The sequence below is a fragment of the Paenibacillus sp. 01T422 genome (assembly GCF_056398785.1).
The window spans coordinates 1-6,178 of record NZ_JBFTQB010000346.1; the positions used below are offsets into that span (position 1 = coordinate 1).

General features: G+C 44.0%; 8 protein-coding genes. 7 read left to right on the forward strand and 1 reads right to left on the reverse strand.

Annotated elements, in window-relative coordinates; all coding sequences use genetic code 11:
* The 4 genes from AC1DUA_RS19390 to AC1DUA_RS19405 all read left to right on the forward strand — a co-directional run.
* Positions 1-596, forward strand: a 596-nt coding sequence (locus AC1DUA_RS19390) for a rod shape-determining protein (protein ID WP_477501330.1), incomplete at its 5' end; no start/stop codon positions are given.
* A gap of 14 nt (positions 597-610) precedes the next feature.
* The gene (locus tag AC1DUA_RS19395) at positions 611-1,000 is read left to right on the forward strand and encodes a hypothetical protein (RefSeq protein WP_477501331.1); all 390 of its coding nucleotides are present in this window, start codon (positions 611-613) and stop codon (positions 998-1,000) included.
* A 124-nt stretch (positions 1,001-1,124) separates the two neighbouring features.
* Positions 1,125-1,385 (forward strand): hypothetical protein, encoded by a 261-nt coding sequence (locus AC1DUA_RS19400; RefSeq protein WP_477501332.1) that lies wholly within the window; start codon positions 1,125-1,127, stop codon positions 1,383-1,385.
* Between the two features lie 90 nt (positions 1,386-1,475).
* The gene (locus AC1DUA_RS19405; protein WP_477501333.1) at positions 1,476-2,249 is read left to right on the forward strand and encodes an SDR family NAD(P)-dependent oxidoreductase; all 774 of its coding nucleotides are present in this window, start codon (positions 1,476-1,478) and stop codon (positions 2,247-2,249) included.
* A 328-nt stretch (positions 2,250-2,577) separates the two neighbouring features.
* Here AC1DUA_RS19405 and AC1DUA_RS19410 read toward each other — a convergent pair whose 3' ends face one another.
* Positions 2,578-2,970 carry a PaaI family thioesterase gene (locus AC1DUA_RS19410; protein ID WP_477501337.1) on the reverse strand — a complete coding sequence of 131 codons (393 nt, stop codon included), beginning with the start codon at positions 2,968-2,970 and terminating at the stop codon, positions 2,578-2,580.
* A 204-nt stretch (positions 2,971-3,174) separates the two neighbouring features.
* Between AC1DUA_RS19410 and AC1DUA_RS19415 the strand changes: the two genes are divergently transcribed.
* The 3 genes from AC1DUA_RS19415 to AC1DUA_RS19425 form a co-directional block, all read left to right on the forward strand.
* Positions 3,175-3,315, forward strand: coding sequence for a hypothetical protein (locus AC1DUA_RS19415; protein ID WP_477501334.1), 141 nt, complete (start codon positions 3,175-3,177; stop codon positions 3,313-3,315).
* Positions 3,316-3,466: 151 nt separating this feature from the next.
* The gene (locus AC1DUA_RS19420) at positions 3,467-5,269 is read left to right on the forward strand and encodes a sensor histidine kinase (RefSeq protein WP_477501335.1); all 1,803 of its coding nucleotides are present in this window, start codon (positions 3,467-3,469) and stop codon (positions 5,267-5,269) included.
* A partial coding sequence (locus AC1DUA_RS19425; protein ID WP_477501336.1) for a response regulator occupies positions 5,262-6,178 on the forward strand: 917 nt, incomplete at its 3' end. The genes AC1DUA_RS19420 and AC1DUA_RS19425, both read left to right, overlap by 8 nt.

The following is a 6,178-nucleotide window of genomic DNA, read 5'->3' on the forward strand; positions in this document are numbered from 1 at the left end:
ATATTGGCGGAGGAACGAGCCAAGTTGCGATTATCTCACTTGGCGGCATTGTCGTAAGTGAAGCGATTCGACGTGGAGGCATGTCCATTGACCAAGATATTATTGAATATGTGAAACGTGCCTACAATATGGTTATTGGCGAACGCACAGCTGAGGACATTAAGAAAAATGTCGCAACAGTCGCAAAACCTGTTAAGGAAATCACGATGGACATTCGAGGACGCGACTTGATGGAAGGATTGCCGCGAAGCATTACGATTTCTTCAACGGAGATTTATGATATTTTCGATGATTTTATGATTGCACTCGTGGAGTGCATTCGGCTTGCCATGGAGAAATGTCCACCTGAGCTTGCTGGCGATGTTATGGAGCAAGGCATTCTGCTTTGCGGAGGCGGCGCTTTGCTCGAAGGGTTGGACAAGCGTCTACAGCAAGAATTAGGCGTACCCGTGTTTCTTGCCGAACATCCGATGGCATGTATTGCTCAAGGGACAGGGAAAATGATAAACTTCAATGGGGCGATAATTGAACGATCTGCCAAACTGATCACAGAGTCTGACAAGTTGATGACAGAGAAGCAAGAGAGCGTCCAATAAAGGAGGCTTTTCCATTGAAGTTTAGAGCTGTATCTGAGCAAACTAAAATGAATTATATGATGTGGAGCATTAGAAAAGAGATTATCAAAGAAAATGTGTATTTGAACGCACTGCCTTATGATCCCACACCTATTATGGAGATCGTTAAGCAATTCCTGGATGCATGGGATCCTATCGGGATTTTAGATATGAACGCGCTCGATGACGAATATGAAGGTGAAACACGTACGTTAACGATTTACATAACGAAACACCTAGTAGACTTAGATGCACATAGACTTAGCGAAGAGATTAACAAGTTGTTTCGCGCATCCTTTGGCGAAGAGTATCAAGATCAGGATACTTCGGCTGAAGTTGCAGCGGTAATCCTTTATTCTCTTCGCAACAATCAAATTTTAGCTTAATCGTTGAAGCGAGTTTGGCACCGTCCTTGGTGCCTTTTTTGCGCGGCATGAGACCCGTCATGGTTGCATTAACAGGCATTTTATAAGAGAATAGAGCGAAGGTATAGAGAAATGGGGTGTCATCGTGAGCGAAATGCTGAACAAATACTGTGCCAAATTATTTGGCAAAACCGGTTTTATTGTTGAAATTGGCGTCATTAAAAAAGTAACGAATCGGACCATCCACGTGGATTGGGGAACGAAGACGTGGATCTATCAGAACAAGGATTTCATATGGATGCCGCTAGCTAAGGAAGAGTTTGAACAAAAATATAAGAAACCAAAATTCTCTGAAGCGGCGTTAAACCGAGCTGTTGAATTAGGGTTGAAAATAACTTATAACTAACATACAGGCAAATGAAATCAAAATGACCTAAAGTTCCTATTGGGAACTTCAGGTCATTTTTTAAAATGAACAAAAAAAGGAGATACAGGGATGAATAAGCGAAAAGTTGCAGCTATCACAGGTGGAGGACATGGTATTGGACGTGCTATTGCACTGGCTTTTGCCCAAGAAGGTTACAGTGTTTCCATAGCGGATATTCATGAAGATGCCGGTTTGGAGACGGCCAAGATTTTGAATTCCTATACAGAGGATGTCCTTTTCACAAAGGTCGATGTCTCGAAGGAAGATGAAATTAGGCAGTGGATGGAGCGGACGGTCACTGGCTTAGGCGGGATTGACGTTCTTGTTAATAATGCAGGCATTATGCATAATGCGGATGTTCTTGATCTCACGAGCGAACAATTCATGCGGGTCATCTCTGTTAATTTAGGCGGCGCTTTCATGTGTTCCCAAGCCGCGGCGCGTGTGATGAAGGAGAAGGGGCAAGGCGGAGCCATCATCAATATCTCATCTACGCGAGCATTCATGTCAGAGCCGAACAYAGAAGCTTATTCGGCTTCCAAAGGCGGCATCTCTGCGCTAACACATGCGATGGCGATCAGCTTAGGTGAATATGGCATTCGTGTCAACGCCATTTCTCCAGGATGGATTGAGGTTCGAGATTGGCACTATCCGGCTGTAAAGGATAAGATTGTTCATTCCGAAGTGGATAAAAAACAACATCCGGTAGGAAGAGTAGGCAAACCAGAGGATATTGCCGCTGCTTGTCTATACCTGGCCGATGAGAAGGCTGGTTTCATTACGGGTCAGAACCTAACCATCGATGGCGGGATGACCGTTAAAATGATTTACGCAGAAGAGTAAAACTACATAGCGGAAGCTTAAAACAGCCCAAGACACATTCTCTGGGCTGTTTTCGTGTACGTGTAGTTCCGGAATTTCTGGGAATTACAGTCCTCTATTTCAATGAAAGCGCACATTTTCTATGTGTAATGGGAACTACGTTCCGCTATTTTGCCAATTCAGCTGAATAACGCATTCATGGCGGACAAATAAGATCCTCTAGTTCCGCTCGGAGAGAAAATAGCTCGTTTTGCTCGAAATAGAGGACTCAAGTTCCCTTGAGTACGTTGTAAGCGAAATTGCCGCAAGCGCAGGTGGTACCGTGCAGGGAGTATCTACACGGGGTTTGTTATTTTTTCTCAATAATAGCGACCGTGCAGCGTGAAATACATATCAATTGGCTTTTCTCATCGGTGATGCGAATATCCCACACCATCGTTTTGCGCCCTTTGTGAATGGGCGTAGCAACGGCTGTTACGATCCCATCTTTTTTACTTTTAAGGTGATTCGCATTAATTTCAAGTCCAACTGCCGCATATTTTTCTTTGTCTATGATATTAATCTCGGAGGCAATTGAAGCGGCTGTTTCGGCAAGTAGAACCGATGCTCCGCCATGTAGTATGCCAGCAGGCTGATGGGTGCTAGGTCCGACCGGCATTGACATTACAACACGATCAGGCGCCAATTCTACGAAATCGATGCCGAGGGAATGAATAGCTGTATGCAAACTTCGCTTTTTCATAAAGGTGATAAATGACTCTTTATCCATTCCATACGACTGATAAATTTGTTCCGCTACAATCATTGCAAGATCCTCCTTCAGAGTTCGTACTTTTTCTAGTATACGTGCCGTGGTGTTGCTAGTAGAAGGAAAACTTTTTGGAGAAAGGATAACAATTCCTTGATAGGAAATTCTAATTTCAACAACACGAGGGGGCTTTGCAGCATGCAGATTGATAATAAGAAGATGGTGGAGTTTCAAGAGAATGAGCAGGTGGAAGACGCGGAATCGAAACATAATTATGAGTTGATTCGAGCGTATGCCGACCAGTTGAATGGAGATGTTGAAGCTAGTGAGGCGGAATAAAATCAACAAATGAAGGAATGCCGCAATCAATGCGGCATTTTTTTTTGTGCAGGAAGGCAGCTGCTCCTATTTTAGCTGTTGACAAAAAGATGCCCGAGGGCGTTATATGGATGTAATTAACAAAGCCATATATAGCTAGAGGGGGCCTTACATGTTCTACTCGCTAAAAAACCGATTGATTGTATTTTTCGTCGTCTTGTTGTTCGTTTCGTTCGGGACGATGTCGTACTTGTTTTTTACAGAGTCTCGATCCATCATACGTTCCTACATCGAATCGTCAGCTTTCGAAAAAATGGACGAGTACGGGTCATTCGTCAATATGGCGCTGGTGCAGATTTACGATGTTTCCTCCATTGTTTTTAACAGCTCGACGATTAAAAGCTGGGATAACGTATTGTCAGATCCTGCACTGCCAGCAGGCGAAAAGATGCTGGCAAACATTAATCTGAGTCAATTTCTAACACAAACCACGAATAATTATTCAATTGTTTCGTCGGTGACGGTGTATCGCCAGGAAGGATTGTGGATCACTGCGGATAATCAGATGATGAATGACTCAGCGTTCAAGCAGGAACAGTGGTACGATCATTTTAAGACGAGAGGCATTCAATGGGTTTCTGCACATAAAGACCCAATTGAGTTGAATCGTGCGAAAACTTTTGATGTACTCAGTTTATTGCTGCCAATCGGCACATTTGAGCCCTCGCAATCTAGAAATATGATGAAAATTAATGTTAGCTCTGAATTTTTCTTGGAACCGCTTAATCGGATTCATTTGGGGGAGAAAGGTACGATTTTCCTCCTGGATGGCCAAGGTGAATCGGTTCTAGGACAGAGTGAATACAGCACTCACCCAGAGGCTGCGAACCAGATGGAGGCGATCCGCAACAGTTCGCAGCAAAGCGGAGTCATCTATCTGGAGAATGAAGCTGGTGCTAAGGACATTATGGTTTATAAAAAGCTGAAGCTAAACAATTGGTTGCTGGTAGGCATTGTGCCTGAAGTTGACTTGTACGGCAATTTGTACAAGCTGCGTACAAGCTTATTAATTTTTGGTTCCTTGCTGCTAGTAGGAGCAGTTGCTGCGGCAATTTGGCTTTCGCATGGTATTTCGAAACCGCTCTCACGGTTAGCATCGGGGATGCGTTATGTCCAAATGGGCGATTTTGACGGGGCAGAGAATCGTATACCTGCTGATGAGAAGGTGCGGAATGAAGTCAGCTACGTTACGGCCACGTTTCGAAACATGGTCAGCCGGCTTCGTTATCATATTAAAACAGAATTTGAGTTGAAACTGTTAAAGCAACAAGCGGAATATAAAGCTTTATTGATGCAGATTAATCCGCATTTTTTATTTAATACATTAGAATTATTAAGCAGTTTGGCTATGCAGCATCGTACGCAAGATACCGTAAGGGTCATTGAAGCCTTGGGGAAAATGATGCGCTTTTCCTTGAAAATCAGCAACGATTTAACTCCGCTTGAGGAAGAACTGAAATATGTTCGTCATTATGCTTCCATTTTGCAAATTCGCTTTGCGGATAGGTTGCAACTCTCGTTAGAGGAAGATGAACGGCTTCGTCAATGTGTCATTCCTAAATTCATTTTGCAACCACTAATTGAAAATGCTGTGAAATATAGCTTTAAGGAGCAGGCTGAAGCGAAAGTCATCGTTAGAGTCCAGCGTGTAGATCAGCGATTAATTCTCACTGTTGCTGATAATGGCACTGGAATCACGTTGGAGTTGTATCAGCTGTTGCGCGCAGAATCGTTGACTTCCCATTTTGAACATATTTTGAGAACAAGGTCGGAGCAGATTGGTTTGCGCAATGTATTAGCCAGGTGTCAGCTCTACTACGGCAATTTGTTCGAATTTGAAATAACTCCGGGTGAGTTGGAGGGCACGAGTATTTCACTGATTTTGCCAATTCAAGGAGGGAGCCTAGATGTATAGTGTGCTTATTGTCGATGATGAACCGGAAATTCGTCTTGGTTTGAAGCTCAAGGTTGACTGGGAAAGTATGGGCTTGAACATTGCAGGTGAGGCCGGCAATGGAGCTGAAGCCATGGAGTGGCTGACACAGCATCCTGCCGATGTAGTTATTACGGATATGAATATGCCTGTGATGAACGGTGTGTCCTTTCTGGAAGCCTGCTATGAACAGTATCCCGCTTTGCGATTGATTGTTATTACAGGTTATGAGGATTTCCAGTATGCAAAAGCAGCGATTCGCAATCAGGCAAGGAATTATTTACTTAAGCCTGTGACCCAAGATGAATTGACCGAAACGTTGAGCAAAATTGTTCTGGAGCTTGATGGTATCAGGAATGAACGCGACCAACAAGCCATGATGCAGTGGCGGCTCTCGCAATATTACAAGGAAATGAAAGAGCATTTCCTGGTCCATCTTGTCAAAGAAGAGGTGGAACGAGAGTCTCTCCTAAGGGAGAGAGCCAAGTTGTTTCAATTGGATGCATGGGAAAATCGCCAAGTGCGATTCGTTACCGCCGGTTCCATCGAGCGTCAAAATAGACAGCAGGAACGTTCGCCTGACAAAATGCGGTTGCCTTTCGAAATGGTCTGCAGAGAAGCTGCAGAGAATTCAAATGGGCAGTATCATGCGTTTCGTGATGCGAATTATGCGGGATTGATGCACTTCGTTACCGCTGCGGAGGAAGGGGAACTGAAGGCTTTCGTGCAAAGTCTACGCCATACAGTAACCGAACATTTGGGTTTTGAGCCTGCGATCGGCACAGGGCAGATCGTGACCGGCTTAAGACAGTGGAAGGATGGCTATTTATCTGCGTTATTAGCTTGGAATTTGAAAGGTAATCATGCTTCGAATGTCATTCAGCAGCAAAC